The organism is Candidatus Epulonipiscium sp. (genome assembly GCA_012519205.1).
Taxonomy (GTDB): Bacteria; Bacillota; Clostridia; order Lachnospirales; family Defluviitaleaceae; genus JAAYQR01.
The window spans coordinates 69,989-85,180 of sequence record JAAYQR010000017.1 but is presented as its reverse complement, the minus strand read 5'-3'; the positions used below and the strand labels follow the sequence as shown (position 1 = coordinate 85,180).

The window sequence follows — 15,192 nt, the reverse complement described above, 5'->3', positions numbered from 1 at the left end:
GCAATATCCTGTGTAGTAGAGCCTTTTTCAACAGTAACTTCTACTTCCCTTACACTTCTATTTTCCGGCGAGGGTTGATTTGCTATACCATAGGCATATTTAAAAGCCATTTTCCCAGCGATTATACAAAATATAACGACTGCTGCAAATAATCCCAAATTTAAAATACTTTTTGTTATTTTTAATATAATTTCTTTCATTTTTTCACCCTATTCGTTAAAATCTACTCTAATTATACAGATGTTTATTTTAATATTCAACTAAAAATAATCTATATATCAGAAGAAAAAGGATACACATTATATGCATCCTTAAAACTACTCATTTATAAAATCCAATTCAAAATTTAAAGCCTCGCCTATTTCTTTATATATTTCAAGTACCATCTTACTCAAACTAATTTCTGATTGGAGAAAAGCAGAAACCTCTGGATTCATCATCAAAGAAGAATACATCTCCTGTAGGGCCTTTATATCTTCCTTAGAAGGATTGATTCCATTTTGGCTTTGGGATTCTAATAAAAACCTCTTATTTCTAAATTGATTTAAGCTGTTTTTTATTTCTTCCTCTTCATCTATCTTAGCCTTTAATTTATTAAAAGTTTTGTATTGGGTACTTTCATAGATAGCCTTAATAAGTGAATTAACTGCACTATCGATACTGTTCATTTAATCTCCCCCATTTAAACCTCCATAATAATAGGCAGTATCATAGGACTTCTTTTTGTTTGCTGCCATAAATAGTCCCTTAGGGTATCTTTTATGATACTCTTCATCTGTGACCATTCTGTGATTTGCTTTTGTTCACATTGATTAAGGGCTTGTTTAACAACCTTTCTAGCTTCAACCATTAAGTCCTCTGATTCCCTTACATAAACAAAGCCTCTAGAAATAATATCTGGTCCTGCAATAACCATATTAGATGCCCGTTCTATGGTAACTACTACAATCAACAAACCATCCTGCGAAAGATGCCTTCTATCACGAAGTACAATATTGCCCACATCTCCAACCCCTAAACCATCCACTAATATTTGTCCTGATGGTACGGTTCCTGTTATCTTAGATGAGTCCTTCGTTAATTCTAGCACATCCCCATTAGATAATATATGAATATTTTCCTTGGGCATGCCTAGTTTCATAGCCAATTCCGCATGTTGCTTAAGATGACGGTATTCTCCGTGAACCGGAATAAAATATTTGGGTTTAACCAGACTATGAAGAAGTTTTAATTCTTCCTGATAGGCATGTCCTGAAACATGGGCATCCTCATAAATCACATCTGCACCTTTTCGAAACAATTCATTAATAACTTTTGAAATGGTTTTTTCATTACCAGGTATAGGCGAAGAACTAAAAATAATTTTATCTCCCGGCTTTACCTCTATTTGTTTATGTTCCGATGTAGCTATCCTGGATAAGGCAGCCATAGGTTCTCCTTGGCTTCCTGTCATAATAATCACCAGTTGTTCATCGTTGTATTTTTTTACTTCAGATAATTCTATAAGAGTATTAGAAGGAATGTCTAGGTAGCCCAATTCATTAGCAGTCTTAACTACATTAACCATACTACGGCCTACCACCGCAACCTTTCTCTTATACTTAAATGAGGCATCAATAATTTGCTGAACCCTATCAACATTAGAAGCAAAGGTAGCCACCATTATCCTTTGGTGGATAGACTCTGCAAAAATTTCTTCAAATACGCTACCTACCGTTTTTTCAGACATGGTATAGCCTTTTCTATCGGCATTGGTACTATCGGATAAAAGTGCCAACACCCCTTGGCTTCCTAAAATCGCAAATCGCTGCAAGTCGATGGTATTTCCCCTTATAGGGGTATAATCGACCTTAAAGTCCCCGGAATGTATTACTACCCCAGCTGGAGTGTATACAGCAAGGGCAACAGCATCTGCTATACTATGATTTGTCCTGATAAATTCAATCTTAAATGGCTCAAGGTCAATAGTCTGTCCTGTGGACACACAAATTCTCTTAACACTTCTAAGTAAATTATGTTCTTTTAATTTGTTTTCTACCAAACCTATGGTTAACTTGGTTCCATAAATAGGAACATTGATTTCTTTTAGAATATATGGTAGAGCCCCTATATGGTCCTCATGGCCATGGGTTAGTAAAATACCTTTTACTTTTTCGACATTCCTTTTTAAGTATGTTATGTCAGGAATTACCAAGTCAATCCCTAACATTTCATCCTCGGGAAACGCCAATCCGCAATCTATAACTATAATACTTCCGTTATATTCTATAGCGGTGATGTTTTTACCTATTTCCCCTAATCCTCCCAAGGGAATAATTTTTAGTTTTGATTTTTTGACTGCCAAAACTACACCTCCAATTATTTCTGTAAAATATTATATTTGTGCGTATTCTTCAATATTTTCGTTGGTAAATTGTTCTTTTTTAATATCCTCGATAAAGAGAGTATCCTGATTAAATTTAAATAGAAGATTTTGATTGAGCCCTATTACCATCCAATATATAGGTGCAACAGCTACTACAGATATATTAAAAAAGCTTTGTAGGATATAACCTGCACACCCAATACCGGTTGCAAGTATGATTATATCGTATGTATTCGAAAGATTTAATTTAGATATTACCTTTCCGTTACTATATATAATCATACAAATAAAGGATAAATATGCAAATAAACTGAATATCCCTGTAGTAACACCTATCTGTATAAATTCATTATGGGCCTTATCTATGGTAATATCAGGATTCCCAAAGATTCTTTTGTGAGCTTCTTGATTCTGGGGAAATACCCTACTGAATGTATCAGGGCCTGAACCGATTAGATAGTATTCTCTTAATAAAGGGATACTGTTTTTCCATATATAAATACGATTACTTCCAAGCTGCTCTATATCTTCAGAGCCTTGTGCCACAACAATAAAATCCTTAAATATCCCTAAGAACTTATTTCCTATTCTTCCTTCTGAAGTAATACTTATACTAAAGGTAATAACAGTAAAGCATATGGCTACAAGGATTACCGATTTCCAAACTTTTATTAACATTTTATGTCTTAGTAGGATAAAAAGTAAAATGCCGCTTCCTAGAAAAGTTCCAATCCAGGCACTTCTGGTGCGGGTCACAATAAGCCCCGAATATAAACACAAACTGTAAATAAAGAAAAAAGATTTATGTAGTTTATTCTTTCCAAGAATAAATAATATCATACTTAATAATAAAGCTAAACACATTAAAGAACCAATAAAATTTTGGTTACCTATGGTAGAGTATATTGCCCCCTTATAATTAAAGCCTTTTCTTATTACCTTAAATGCCTGCATAAAAGGATTATGTCCATAAAACTCCAATACCCCTATCAAAGCAACGATAGAAGAAGAAGCCAACAAGGTATGCAAAAGGGCATAAATTCTTTTGGTCTTAATTAAATTTAGTGCTGCAAAATAAATGATAATATATGATAATAGAGCCAAACACCCTTCTAATCTTTGCATGTGTCCAAAGTATACTAATTCTTGATATTTAGAAAAAAATGAAGATATTAAGATAAGGGCAGCATAAATTGCCGCAGCCTTGTTAGGGAGTATATTAACCTCCCCTTCTTTTTGTATATTACATTTTAAATACATAAGAAAAAGTAAAGTAATACTAGATACATATAGTATAGGGGACTTACAAACAAAAGGCAGATAGATATCATAAGGATCGTATATAAACAAAAAAAAGCTAGATAAAATACATAAAAAAATAAAACCAATATCTTCTATATCCTTACCGAAAATCATTATCTTATTCAAATTATTTTCCCCCAAGATTCTGCCATAATAATTATATTTTTCAATCTTATTTTATAAACATTTTGAACATAAACCATAGAATTTAACTTTGTGGTTGGTGATTTTGAATTTGTATTTGTTTTCTATTTCGCTTTCTAATCCTTCAAGCAAATCTTCTTCAACTTCAATAACCTTACCACAGGATTCGCAAATCAAATGGTGATGGTGGTGTTCCTCTTCCCGCGAACTCAGTTCATATCTACTACAACCATCGTCAAAATTAAGTCTATCGATAATTTTTATTTGTTCAAACAATTGGACTGTTCGATAAACTGTTGCCAATCCAATTTCGGGACATTTTTCCCTTACATAACCATATATTTCTTCGGTACTTAAATGCTCTCCACTATGCTCATTTAAAATGTCCAATACGGCTCTTCTTTGGGTTGTGAGCTTGCATCCTTTTGCTTTTAATAATTCCTTAAAATCCATTCCCTTTATATCCATAGTGTCCCCCCAATAAAATGGACTTTTCACCTTACAATTACCAGTAGTATACAATAGAAACATATTCTTGTCAATTGATATCCAATATCATTAGAATTCTATATCATAATCCTTATTATCTTCCATAAAATAAGCTGCGGCTTTAGCAAATTCATCATCTTCTTCTATTAATTTATACACTGCTTCCTTTTCATCTTTACTTATATCTTTTAATATAAATGCCACTTCTTCTTCCACATCCTGTTCTATAGGAACAACAAGTATAAATCTTTCTCCTTCTTCCTCCACCGCATCAATTATTTCAAATTCCACTTCCTCCCCAGTTTCTTCATCCATTAAAAAGATAGTGTTATTAGTTTCCTTCATACAAATCCTCCATTCAATAATTATTTAACTTTTTAATTTATGCTGTCTAAGAATCCCTGTAATATGTATACTGCTGCCATCTTATCAATAACCTTTTTTCTTTTATTTCTACTCAAATCGGCTTCTAAAAGGATATTTTCCGCTGCCTTTGTACTAAGTCTTTCATCCCATAATACAATCGGCAGCGAAAATTCCTTTTCTAGCTTTTTCATAAATTCTAGGGTTTTTTCTGCCCTAGGTCCTAATGTATTGTTCATATTTTTTGGGAAACCTAATATAATTTTTTCCACATTATATTCTTTAATTAAATCCCTGATGCGTTCGACACTGCTTTTTAAGTTATTTTCTTCTTTTCTCCTTATGATTTCGACTCCTTGAGCGGTCCAACCAAAAGGATCGCTGATTGCAATTCCTATAGTTTTTTCCCCATAATCCATTCCCATTACTCTCAAATTTCATTCTCCTGTCTATTTATACTTTATCTATTTTAATCCATTGCTTTTGAATCCATATAAATACTTAAATACGGAAATACCAAATAAATAATACAAGTCGAACTCATAATAATCCCCGAATCGTTAAAAAGAATTCCTCCTGACATAGCCCCAATCAATGCAGCCCCAACCTTTTTCAATAACTGATTGTTGGGATTAAAATATAAACCTAAAATTATAAGGGATATAATTAAGTTTTTAGACCATAGGGAATATCTAATAAGCTGTAGATTCATCATCATTTTCCTCCCTATGATTTCACTAAAGACATTAAAGTTCCCCCCAGCAAATTGGAATAAGGTTTGTCCTAAATGAGATTGCTCTTTCATAAAAAAAGAATCCATCATTCCCCATACCACAAGAAATCCCAGGGCTCCTATCATAAAAACCAAGTATACCTTCTTGTTTCTCCTATGATTGGAGATATAAAACAATACCATCCCTCCTATGGCTGCAATAGTACCCCCTACATTTGCACCTAAAAATGGCATTCCTAATATTAAAACCACTCCTATTTGAAGCAAAAAGGTCATCGTTTTATGATGCCTATAATGACGAATTGAATAGATGAATAGATAAAGATTTCCTATTAGGATTCCTGCATATTCATTGCCTATCCCATAGAACCTTGCCCCTATAATTGGGTCATAACCAAGAAATGAGTTTTGCTGAAGAGGGCAGCCCGATAAGGTATCTATCACAATTATTGCCAAAATACTTCCGGAAATAAACCCGAGTGCCTTTTCATAACGGGTATTATATAGCCCCAATATTACTATTGCTAAAAATACAATGAAATATATCTGTAGGAAGCCCTTATAAAAGTTCATCATAAATAATATTGGTATCCATAAAATTGCTAACATGATTCCATGGTACAGTTTTTTCATTTTAATAAGTTTTAACTTATCACCAATGTAAAATACTATTAACCCCATAATTAAGACAGTATTATAAGTCTTTATCATTTTTGAGCGGTAAGAATTTATATAATATATCTTATTTAGACGCTTAATCATAAGTGGGTAAGGATTTTCATTATGAATGATTTTTATTCCGCTACTGACCATGGAACTGTTTACAATATCAAAATGGGAAAGAATCGCAGGGGCTATATCGAGATTAGTTATAATCCCTTCTCTTCTTGTTGTGGCTGCACTAATGAATCCTGATTGGGGGTTTAAACTATCATAATATAAAAATGGTGTTAACTCTGATTTAGATTCCTTATCGTACGGACAAAACAAATATAATTTTACTATATTTTCATTAATAAATCCAAGTAAATATTCTTCATTCTCTTTATTATTGTATAAATCCATATCTATTAGCACTACATCAGATTTTTCCAAGATACTCTTGTTTTGTTTGGAATAGAGCTCTGTATAGTCAGTACTTGTATAGGTTGTTTTTCCTTGACTATTTTCTATTATTTTTTTAAGTTCATCCTTGTCTGAAAAGAGGGCTGTAGAAAATCCGGATTGATTAAGAATAACTCCCAATCCTCTTTCTACAGCCCCCAATTTATTTACCTCATAATAACTCCATCGCCTGCCAACATTGATTGTGGCATAACTTTCGATTATCTTATCTTTATGGTTGATTCTTGTATTCATGGAACCAATGCTACTATTCGGAAGCAATGCCGAAACCAAAAAAGAATCTTCTAAGGTAGTCCAATATCCCTCAGAAGAGATTAACAGTATAACCTTACTCTCCTTTCCATATACAATGCATGATTTAAATAAGCAAAGCATAAATAGAAAAGAAATGAATAACCGTCTATACATTAGGCAATAACCCCTTATTTTTTATCAAGATATCTTTTTACCAATTCTTCTAATAACTCATCTCTTTCTAGTTTACGAATCATACTTCTAGCGTTATTATAACTAGTAATGTATGTAGGATCCCCTGATAATATATAACCAACGATTTGATTGACCGGATTATACCCTTTTTCCTTTAAAGCCGCATAAACATCAAATAAAATATTTTTTATTTCATTGGCTTGTTCTTTATCTACGTTAAATTGAACAGTTTCGTTTATTTGACTCATATTCTCACACTCCCATGATATACCCATATTTAACCACAACCGTTTAACTAGGCCTTCTGCTAAATATTTTTTAAAAAGTTCATTGATAACTCTATGATAATACAAAACATTTCTTTATGCAAATTAAAATTATATTATATTTTATTGGGAGCTCTTTATATTTCCCTTCAAGATATCTCCATCTAATTCTGTTATTTCTACTTTTAAAATCTTATTTTCTATATCGTCCTGTGAAGTAGCAGCTACTTTTAGGTAGTTTTTACTGTGTCCCCCATAGACATTTAGTGAATTTTCCATGGGGTTTTCAAACAACACCTCTAAGGTTTTGCCGATTTGCTGGGTTAAGAATTTTTTCTGTAGCTGTTCTCCTAATTGTATCATCCTATGACTTCTTTCTTCCTTAAATTTAGAATCAACTTGCTCCTTTATCCTAGCTGCAGGGGTTCCTTTTCTAGGAGAATATTTGAAAACATGGATTTGAGAAAAACCAATTTCTTTTACAAAGTCGAAAGACTCCTTAAACTCTTCTTCTCCTTCCCCCGGAAACCCTACGATGATATCCGTAGTAAGAGCAATACCTTCTATCTTTTCTTTTAATAGATTAACTGCATCTTTATATTTTTTTGTATCATATTTTCTATTCATTTTTTTTAGGATTGTATCGGAACCACTTTGTAGGGATAAATGAAAGTGAGGGCATATCTTGGGAAGACCTTTTATAACCTCTACAAATTCCCTTGTGATAATGGAAGGTTCTATCGAACTTAATCGAATTCTCTCAAGTCCATCTATAGTATGCACCATTTGTAATATTTTTAATAAATCTATATTACCTAAATCTTTACCGTAAGAAGCAACATGTATTCCCGTTAAAACAATTTCTTTAAACCCATTATTAACCAGATTCTTGACTTCATTTATAATGTTTTCTGGCATCCTACTTCTTATAGGCCCTCTAGCATAGGGGATGATGCAATAGGAACAATATTGGTTACATCCTTCTTGAATCTTCAAATAAGCACGGGTCCTTCCCTCTAACTCATTGATAGATAACTCTTCAAATTCCTTTACCCCCATTATATTATCGGTGGCGTCAATGATTCTTTTTTCTTCTTTATATTGATGTATTAGCTGAATTATCCTACTTCTTTTATCCGTACCTATGATTATATTAACTCCCTCTATAGCTTTTACTTCATCAGGAGCTGTTTGAACATAACAGCCGACTACAGCTACTATGGCCTCTGGATTCATCTTTTTTGCTTTTCTTATCATCTGTCTTGATTTTCTATCTCCCAAATTTGTAACCGTACAGGTATTAATTACATAAACATCTGCATAGTCTTCAAAGGATGCTATTTCATAATTGTCCTTTTTAAATAATTCAATGATTGCTTCTGTTTCATACTGATTTACTTTACACCCTAAGGTATAAAAAGCCGCACTTGCCATAATTTCACCCCATATTTCTAATCTGTATATTTCATATTCATAAATTATTATTTATTAATATACATTGACAAAAGTATATTATGGAACTACTATAATATCAAGGTAATATTTACTATAAAAACCTTAAAACGATAATGGTGGAGGTAATATAATGAAATCAATTACACTTACTTTGAATTCTATTGAGAAGGTAAAAAAATTCGTTAATATCATAGGAAAATTCGAAGGGGATTTTGATTTATCCTCTGGAAGATATAAGGTAGATGCAAAATCCATCATGGGCATTTTCAGTCTTGATTTAAGTGCCCCCCTTAAACTTGATATATATAACGATGATATTGCTGAGGAAGTAATTAAAGAAATCAAAAATATATAGATAAATAATCCACTCTTTGAGTGGATTATTTATTTTATCATAATAACTTCTGTATTTTCAACTGCCTTTTCCATCATAATTTCTATATTTTCCAATGCTTTTTCGGATTTTAAAATATATTCTAGTTTTGGCTTTGTTTCTGGGTGCTTTGGTACAAAAATTGTACAACAGTCCTCGTAGGGAAGAATGGATATTTCATAAGTGTCTATTTTCTTTGAAATAGTTACTATATCCTCTTTATCGAATCCAATAAGGGGGCGAAAAACGGGAAGTTCTACTGCTTCATTGGTTACACTTAGACTTTGGATAGTTTGGCTTGCTACCTGTCCTATACTTTCCCCCGTAATAAGCGCTTGAGCATTTTCATTTTTGGCGATTCTTTCTGAAATTTTCATCATAATTCTTCTCATAATAATGGTTAGTTGACCACGGGGGCATTTCTGATAAATTTCCATTTGTATATCTGTAAAAGGAACAATAAATAATTTAAATTCCCCAGTATAATTCGCAATTTTCCTAGCTAAATCAATTACTTTTTGTTTTGCTCTTTCACTAGTATAGGGGGGACTCTCAAAATAAATGCCTCCTATTTCTACTCCCCTTTTTGCTACCATCCATCCTGCAACGGGGCTATCTATTCCTCCAGATAAAAGAAGCATAGCTTTTCCATTGGTGCCTAGGGGCATTCCTCCAGGGCCTGGAATAACCTTGGAATATACATAAAGGGAATTTCTAAGTTCTACACTGAGCCTAATATCTGGACTATGTACATCAACTTTTAGTTGTTCCCCCATATTATCTAAAATAAATGCCCCTACCTCTTTTGAAATTTCCATAGAATTAAGTGGAAAGCCTTTATCGGAGCGCCTTGTTTCTACTTTAAATGTGTATTGACTCTTTTGACATATAGATTTTATATGAAATAATGCGGTTTCTTTGATGGTATTCATATTAATATCTTCGTTTTTTATTCCCACACAGATACCCACAACCCCAAATACTTTTTTAAGTTGACCTATGACCTCTTCGGAATCAACATCTGTTTTTGGTTCTATTAATATCCTTCCTTGGTCCTTTTGTATATGAAAACTTCCTAATTTTTGAATGCTCCTTTTCACATTGGTAAGAAGGGCATTCTCAAATAAATATCTATTTTTACCCTTAATTGCTATTTCACCATACTTAATAAGATAAATAGGTTTCATCTTTTATGTCCTCCTCATTTAAATATACGAAGCATCGGTACAATTTCAGCTAAATCCTGTACACATTTTTTTACTTCTTCTTCTGTATTATACTTTGAAAAGCTAAATCTTATGGAACCACCAATTTCCTCATTATTTAACCCTATATTGATTAGAGTATCACTAGGGTGGGGCTGATTAGAAGAACATGCTGAACCCGTTGAAACATAGATCTTTCTAGCCTCTAGGGCATGAAGAAGCACCTCAGCCCTAATATCTTTAAAGATAATATTCAAAATATGAGGAGCACTCTCTTCAATGGAAGGGCCATTTATATATATATCTTTTATGTTTTTATCTAGAGCTTTCCAAAGCATATTTTTTAGGGATTGTATATGCTTTGTATTTGCATCTAAATCTTTATATATATCTTCTGCCGCTAGGCCTAAGGCCGCGATTGCCGGTACATTTTCAGTGCCAGCCCTAAGACCTTTTTGTTGTCCCCCTCCAAATACTAATGGTTTAAGTCGGATGTCTTTTTTCTTGTATAGTACCCCAATGCCTTTAGGTCCATGAAATTTATGAGAGCTGATACTCAATAAATCAATAGTATTCTTTTTAATAGAAATGGGTATTTTGCCAAAGGATTGTATAGCATCTGCATGAAAGATAGTATTAACATTTATGGTTTTTATTATATGTCCTATTTCCTCTATAGGTTGTATTGTCCCAATTTCGTTATTGACATGCATAATACTTACCAATATTGTATCTTTTTTAATACTATTTTTTAATTGTTCTAAATAAACATATCCCGAAGAATCAACATCTAAATAGGTGACTTCAAAACCATTCTCCTCTAGGTATCTAAAGACCTTTTGCACGGAAGGATGTTCTATCTTAGTAGTAATTATGTGCTTCCCTATCCGATGGTATGCATATGCAACCCCAAGAATAGCCAGATTATTTGATTCAGTTCCCCCAGAGGTATATAATATTTCGTCTTCATGAACCTTAAGGATATTGGCTAAGATGCGGCTTGTATTTTTAATATGCCTTTCTGCTACTACTCCTTTAATATGAAGTGAAGATGGATTTCCATAATCTTCTTCTAAAACGGAAACCATTTTTTCTACTATTTTTCTAGAAGGCTTGGTAGTGGCAGCATTATCGAAATATATTTCATTCATCTTCTCACCTTACCTATCATTGCTTATAATTTGCTTTAAAAAAACTGGCAGAACCCCTGCCAGTTTTATCTTCTAAAGTTTCTTGGATCTCTTGAATTCCTTGGGTTTCCAAATCCCCTTGGGCTCCCCGAACTCCTCGGATTCTCTGAACTTCTTGAATCCTCTGAATTTCTTGAATCCCCTGAATTTCTTGGATTTTCTAAGTTTCGCGGCATACCTGGGTTCCTTGGCTCTACTGAGTTTCTTTGATTCATGGTGTTTCTTGGGTCTGCTGAAGTCCTTGGATTCACGGTATTCCTTGGATCTACTGAAGTCCTTGGATTCATGGTGTTTCTTGGGTCTACTTGAGTCCTTGGCTTTCTTGGGCTCCTTGAACTTCTTGATACATTATCAATTGCCTGAAGTACCCGGGATTTTTCAAAAGGCTTTACTATAAAGTCCTTTGCTCCCCTCTTAATGGCTTCTACAACCATTGCCTGCTGCCCTAAGGCAGAACATATAATAATTTTTGAATTAGGACTTACTTTTAAAATTTCAGGTACAGCTCTAATTCCATTCATTTCAGGCATTGTAATATCTAGAGTAATAATATCCGGTTGAAGTTTATATGCCATTTGTATGGCTTCTAAACCATTGCCTGCCTCACCTACTATTTCAAAGCCCTCTTCGCTAAGCATTTTTTTAAGAACCGTACGCATAAATATAGCATCGTCCACAACCATAATCCTTAGACCTGACATCTTTACATCTCTCCCATTTGATACATTATAATTGACACAGTAAATAGTCCCGCCGTTTCAGTACGAAGAATTCTTCTACCTAATGTTATTGGTATAATGCCCTGTTGCTTTCCAAGTGCTATTTCACTTTCTTCAAATCCGCCTTCAGGACCAATAAATATAGCAATATTTCCACCGTTAAAGTTAGATAATATACTTCTTAAATTCTTATCGGTTTCTTTTTCATAAGGAATTAGCTTACAATCCATTTCCTTAGATCTATCAAAAGCTTCTGATAGGGTTATAACTGGCTCCACTTCTGGAATTATCCCCCGCTGACTTTGCTTTGCCGCAGATTCTGCAATCTTCTGCCATCTTGCCAGCCTAGAGCGTTCTTTTTTTTCATTTTCAAACCTTACAACAGTTCTTTCGGTAACAATAGGTATAATTTTAAAAATTCCCATTTCAACAGTTTTCTGGATAATTAAATCCATTTTATCTGATTTAACTAAGGCTTGAAATAAAGTTATTTTTGTTTTTGGTTCTGTCTGTGATAGATGATTAGAAACTATTTGTGCGACAATAATTTCTTTATCCATATTTTTTATTATACACTGATAATCCGTCCCTTGTCCATTACAAATTGATATTTTATCTCCGTTTTTTAACCTTAGAACCTTCGATATATGTTTTACATCTTCTCCATGTATAAATATACTATCGTTTTTAATTTGGGACGGTTCCACGAAAAATCTAGGCATATTAACCTCCATACGCTATTTACAGCTTAGCAGCTACTGCACACCACTCACCTTTTTCATATATATCAATGATATCAAATCCGTTATTAATCACTGCATCTTCTACCTCTTGCAACCTTTCCTTAATAATTCCCGAGGCTATAAATAATCCCTTATGTTTTAAAAATTTAGGCACACAGGAAGATAATTTAATGATTACATCGGCAATAATATTGGCTACGAGTATATTGGCCTTGTCATTTATTACCTCCATCAAATCCCCTTCATATATTTCCATTATATGTTCTGCGCCATTAAATGCAACATTATCTCTAGCCACCTTAACTGCATTAGAATCAAGGTCTACCCCTGTTACACGGGCAGCTCCTAGTTTCGCAGCAGTAATACCCAGTATTCCACTTCCACATCCAATATCAAAAACTACATCACCTTCATCTAAAAATTTCTCTAAAAATTCAATACACATAGATGTTGTCTCATGGGTACCTGTTCCAAAAGCCATTCCTGGATCCATTTCAATTATGATTTCATCATCATCTAAAGAATCGTACTGCTCCCATGAGGGTTTTATAATAATATTTTTCCCTATCTTAATAGGTTTATAGTATTTTTTCCAAGAGTTTGCCCATTCTTCTTCCTCCATGGTTTCAACCTGTATTGTTCCCTTTCCTATATCAAGAAATTCATTTATATGAGCAAGTTTCTCCTTAATTTGAATAATCTTATCTCCATAAGCTGTGTGCTCTGGAAAATATACCTTTATAAGGACCTCATTCATATCCCTATCCTTAAGCAGTTCTTCATCTATATAATCCCAATCTGTTTCTATCTTATTTTTCATAGTAGTAGCAATATCATTGGGATCTTCTATTTCTATTCCTGTAATTTTTAATTCATTAAGGGCATAGATAATGGCTTCAACTGCCTCACTTTTTGTACTTATGGTAAAACGGACCCATTTCAAATTCTTCATCTCCCTGGCTTTTAATTTCCAAAGGCTTCTCCAAAAGCTTCTTTTACCTTTTCAAAGAATCCCTTCCTTTGTTGATGAACCTCATCACCGCTAATATTTGAAAATTCCCGAAGAATATTCTTTTGTTTTTCATTAAGTTTTGTCGGAACTTCAATTTTTACTTCTATATACTGATCCCCACGGAATTTAGGGTTTCGCACACTGGGGATACCTTTTCCTTTTAATCTAAACATAGTTCCTGTTTGAGTGCCTTCTTTAATAGAATATTGGACATTGCCATCTAATGTCGGGACAACTAATTCGGCACCTAGGGCAGCTTGAGCAAAGGTAATGGGAATTTCGCAATAAACATCATTACCTCTTCTTTCAAATATAGGGTGTTGTTTAACATATACGGTGATAAGCAAATCCCCATTCAGGCCTCCTTTAGTACCAGGTTCACCCTTTCCCTGTATCCGTACACTTTGCCCATGGTCAATTCCTGCCGGAATATCCACCTTTATTGTCTTGGTTTTTCTTACCTTACCTTCTCCTGAACAGGTTTTGCAGGGATCTTTGATAATCTTTCCTTCCCCATGACATACATCACAGGGACGAACACTACTCATAGAGCCAAACAGCGTGTTTTGTGTTACTTTCACCTGCCCCGTACCTCCACAATGCTTACAAGTCTCAGGATGGGTACCTTCCTTTGCGCCACTTCCCTTACAGGTATCGCAGTTTTCCCAAAGACCTAATTGTATTTCCTTCGATACTCCAAAAGCGGCATCTTTAAAGGAAATTTGGACACTGGCCCTAATATCCGCTCCTCGTAAAGGACCACTTCTCTTTCTTCCACCCATTCCTCCTCCGAAAATATCAAACATATCAAAAATATCACCCATATCAAAACCACCATTAAATCCACCAAAACCGTCAAAGCCACCTCCTGCCCCATTTCCAAAAGCCGCATGACCAAATTGATCGTACTTTGCTTTTTTCTGGGGATCACTGAGAACTTCATAGGCTTCACTTACTTCTTTAAACTTATGCTCTGCTTCCTCGTTATCAGGATTCATATCAGGATGGTATTGTTTTGCTAATTTACGATACGCCTTTTTTATATCCGAATCGGCTGCATCTCTATCCAAACCCAGAATCTCATAATAATCTCTATCTGCCATTTTTTCACCTTCCAAATTAACAATTTTGCTTATATTTATTATAAATAGTCCCTCCGCAAAAGCGGAGCAAAGAATCTAAAGATTCATAGGAAATCAATTCTAAAACTATATTATATATTTATACCTATTTAAAATCAAATTAAATTGCTTAGAAAAAGCCAAAGAATTTTTCTTTG

General features: G+C 33.8%; 17 protein-coding genes. 1 reads left to right on the top strand and 16 read right to left on the bottom strand.

Features of this window, described 5'->3' with window-relative positions; genetic code table 11:
- The 10 genes from GX308_05645 to mtaB all read right to left on the bottom strand — a co-directional run.
- The coding region (locus tag GX308_05645) for a hypothetical protein (GenBank protein NLK21558.1) at nt 1-200 on the bottom strand (200 nt) is incomplete at its 3' end.
- Nucleotides 201-317: 117 nt separating this feature from the next.
- Nucleotides 318-668, bottom strand: coding sequence for a YlbF family regulator (locus GX308_05640; GenBank protein ID NLK21557.1), 351 nt, complete (start codon nt 666-668; stop codon nt 318-320).
- A gap of 14 nt (nt 669-682) precedes the next feature.
- Nucleotides 683-2,344, bottom strand: coding sequence for a ribonuclease J (locus GX308_05635; protein ID NLK21556.1), 1,662 nt, complete (start codon nt 2,342-2,344; stop codon nt 683-685).
- A 30-nt stretch (nt 2,345-2,374) separates the two neighbouring features.
- Nucleotides 2,375-3,793, bottom strand: a complete 1,419-nt coding sequence (locus GX308_05630; protein ID NLK21555.1) for a hypothetical protein — start codon at nt 3,791-3,793, stop codon at nt 2,375-2,377.
- Nucleotides 3,794-3,844: 51 nt separating this feature from the next.
- Entirely contained in the window at nt 3,845-4,279 is a 435-nt protein-coding gene (locus GX308_05625; GenBank protein NLK21554.1) for a transcriptional repressor, read from the bottom strand.
- Between the two features lie 90 nt (nt 4,280-4,369).
- Nucleotides 4,370-4,645, bottom strand: coding sequence for a DUF1292 domain-containing protein (locus GX308_05620; protein NLK21553.1), 276 nt, complete (start codon nt 4,643-4,645; stop codon nt 4,370-4,372).
- Between the two features lie 32 nt (nt 4,646-4,677).
- The gene (gene ruvX, locus GX308_05615) at nt 4,678-5,097 is read right to left on the bottom strand and encodes a Holliday junction resolvase RuvX (GenBank protein ID NLK21552.1); all 420 of its coding nucleotides are present in this window, start codon (nt 5,095-5,097) and stop codon (nt 4,678-4,680) included.
- A gap of 35 nt (nt 5,098-5,132) precedes the next feature.
- On the bottom strand, nt 5,133-6,929 hold the full coding sequence (locus GX308_05610; GenBank protein NLK21551.1) for a hypothetical protein: 1,797 nt from the start codon (nt 6,927-6,929) through the stop codon (nt 5,133-5,135).
- Between the two features lie 14 nt (nt 6,930-6,943).
- Complete coding sequence (locus GX308_05605) at nt 6,944-7,198, bottom strand: IreB family regulatory phosphoprotein (GenBank protein ID NLK21550.1); 255 nt, start codon at nt 7,196-7,198, stop codon at nt 6,944-6,946.
- 141 nt (nt 7,199-7,339) lie between these two features.
- Nucleotides 7,340-8,650, bottom strand: coding sequence for a tRNA (N(6)-L-threonylcarbamoyladenosine(37)-C(2))-methylthiotransferase MtaB (mtaB, locus tag GX308_05600; protein ID NLK21549.1), 1,311 nt, complete (start codon nt 8,648-8,650; stop codon nt 7,340-7,342).
- 151 nt (nt 8,651-8,801) lie between these two features.
- On the opposite strand from mtaB, the gene GX308_05595 reads away from it, so the two are divergent.
- Nucleotides 8,802-9,026: an HPr family phosphocarrier protein gene (locus tag GX308_05595; GenBank protein ID NLK21548.1), complete on the top strand. Its 225-nt coding sequence runs from the start codon at nt 8,802-8,804 to the stop codon at nt 9,024-9,026.
- Between the two features lie 29 nt (nt 9,027-9,055).
- Here the strand turns inward: GX308_05595 and thiI are convergent, their stop codons facing one another.
- The 6 genes from thiI to dnaJ form a co-directional block, all read right to left on the bottom strand.
- Nucleotides 9,056-10,231: a tRNA 4-thiouridine(8) synthase ThiI gene (gene thiI, locus GX308_05590; protein ID NLK21547.1), complete on the bottom strand. Its 1,176-nt coding sequence runs from the start codon at nt 10,229-10,231 to the stop codon at nt 9,056-9,058.
- Nucleotides 10,232-10,245: 14 nt separating this feature from the next.
- Nucleotides 10,246-11,400, bottom strand: a complete 1,155-nt coding sequence (locus GX308_05585; GenBank protein ID NLK21546.1) for a cysteine desulfurase — start codon at nt 11,398-11,400, stop codon at nt 10,246-10,248.
- 65 nt (nt 11,401-11,465) lie between these two features.
- Nucleotides 11,466-12,140 (bottom strand): response regulator, encoded by a 675-nt coding sequence (locus tag GX308_05580; protein NLK21545.1) that lies wholly within the window; start codon nt 12,138-12,140, stop codon nt 11,466-11,468.
- Nucleotides 12,141-12,142: 2 nt separating this feature from the next.
- Nucleotides 12,143-12,880 (bottom strand): 16S rRNA (uracil(1498)-N(3))-methyltransferase, encoded by a 738-nt coding sequence (locus GX308_05575; protein ID NLK21544.1) that lies wholly within the window; start codon nt 12,878-12,880, stop codon nt 12,143-12,145.
- Nucleotides 12,881-12,899: 19 nt separating this feature from the next.
- Nucleotides 12,900-13,844 (bottom strand): 50S ribosomal protein L11 methyltransferase, encoded by a 945-nt coding sequence (gene prmA, locus GX308_05570; protein ID NLK21543.1) that lies wholly within the window; start codon nt 13,842-13,844, stop codon nt 12,900-12,902.
- Between the two features lie 20 nt (nt 13,845-13,864).
- Nucleotides 13,865-15,016 carry a molecular chaperone DnaJ gene (gene dnaJ, locus GX308_05565; protein NLK21542.1) on the bottom strand — a complete coding sequence of 384 codons (1,152 nt, stop codon included), beginning with the start codon at nt 15,014-15,016 and terminating at the stop codon, nt 13,865-13,867.
- Between the last annotated feature and the right edge of the window lie 176 nt (nt 15,017-15,192).

Bases quoted from the DNA above. Each gene is read 5' to 3' on its own strand.
- dnaJ (NLK21542.1), bottom strand. From the start codon at position 15,016: ATGGCAGATAGAGATTATTATGAGATTCTGGGTTTGGATAGAGATGCA.
- GX308_05625 (NLK21554.1), bottom strand. From the start codon at position 4,279: ATGGATATAAAGGGAATGGATTTTAAGGAATTATTAAAAGCAAAAGGA.
- GX308_05575 (NLK21544.1), bottom strand. From the start codon at position 12,880: ATGCCTAGATTTTTCGTGGAACCGTCCCAAATTAAAAACGATAGTATA.
- GX308_05610 (NLK21551.1), bottom strand. From the start codon at position 6,929: ATGTATAGACGGTTATTCATTTCTTTTCTATTTATGCTTTGCTTATTT.
- GX308_05640 (NLK21557.1), bottom strand. From the start codon at position 668: ATGAACAGTATCGATAGTGCAGTTAATTCACTTATTAAGGCTATCTAT.
- GX308_05605 (NLK21550.1), bottom strand. From the start codon at position 7,198: ATGAGTCAAATAAACGAAACTGTTCAATTTAACGTAGATAAAGAACAA.
- GX308_05585 (NLK21546.1), bottom strand. From the start codon at position 11,400: ATGAATGAAATATATTTCGATAATGCTGCCACTACCAAGCCTTCTAGA.
- GX308_05620 (NLK21553.1), bottom strand. From the start codon at position 4,645: ATGAAGGAAACTAATAACACTATCTTTTTAATGGATGAAGAAACTGGG.
- mtaB (NLK21549.1), bottom strand. From the start codon at position 8,650: ATGGCAAGTGCGGCTTTTTATACCTTAGGGTGTAAAGTAAATCAGTAT.
- thiI (NLK21547.1), bottom strand. From the start codon at position 10,231: ATGAAACCTATTTATCTTATTAAGTATGGTGAAATAGCAATTAAGGGT.
- GX308_05595 (NLK21548.1), top strand. From the start codon at position 8,802: ATGAAATCAATTACACTTACTTTGAATTCTATTGAGAAGGTAAAAAAA.
- GX308_05580 (NLK21545.1), bottom strand. From the start codon at position 12,140: ATGTCAGGTCTAAGGATTATGGTTGTGGACGATGCTATATTTATGCGT.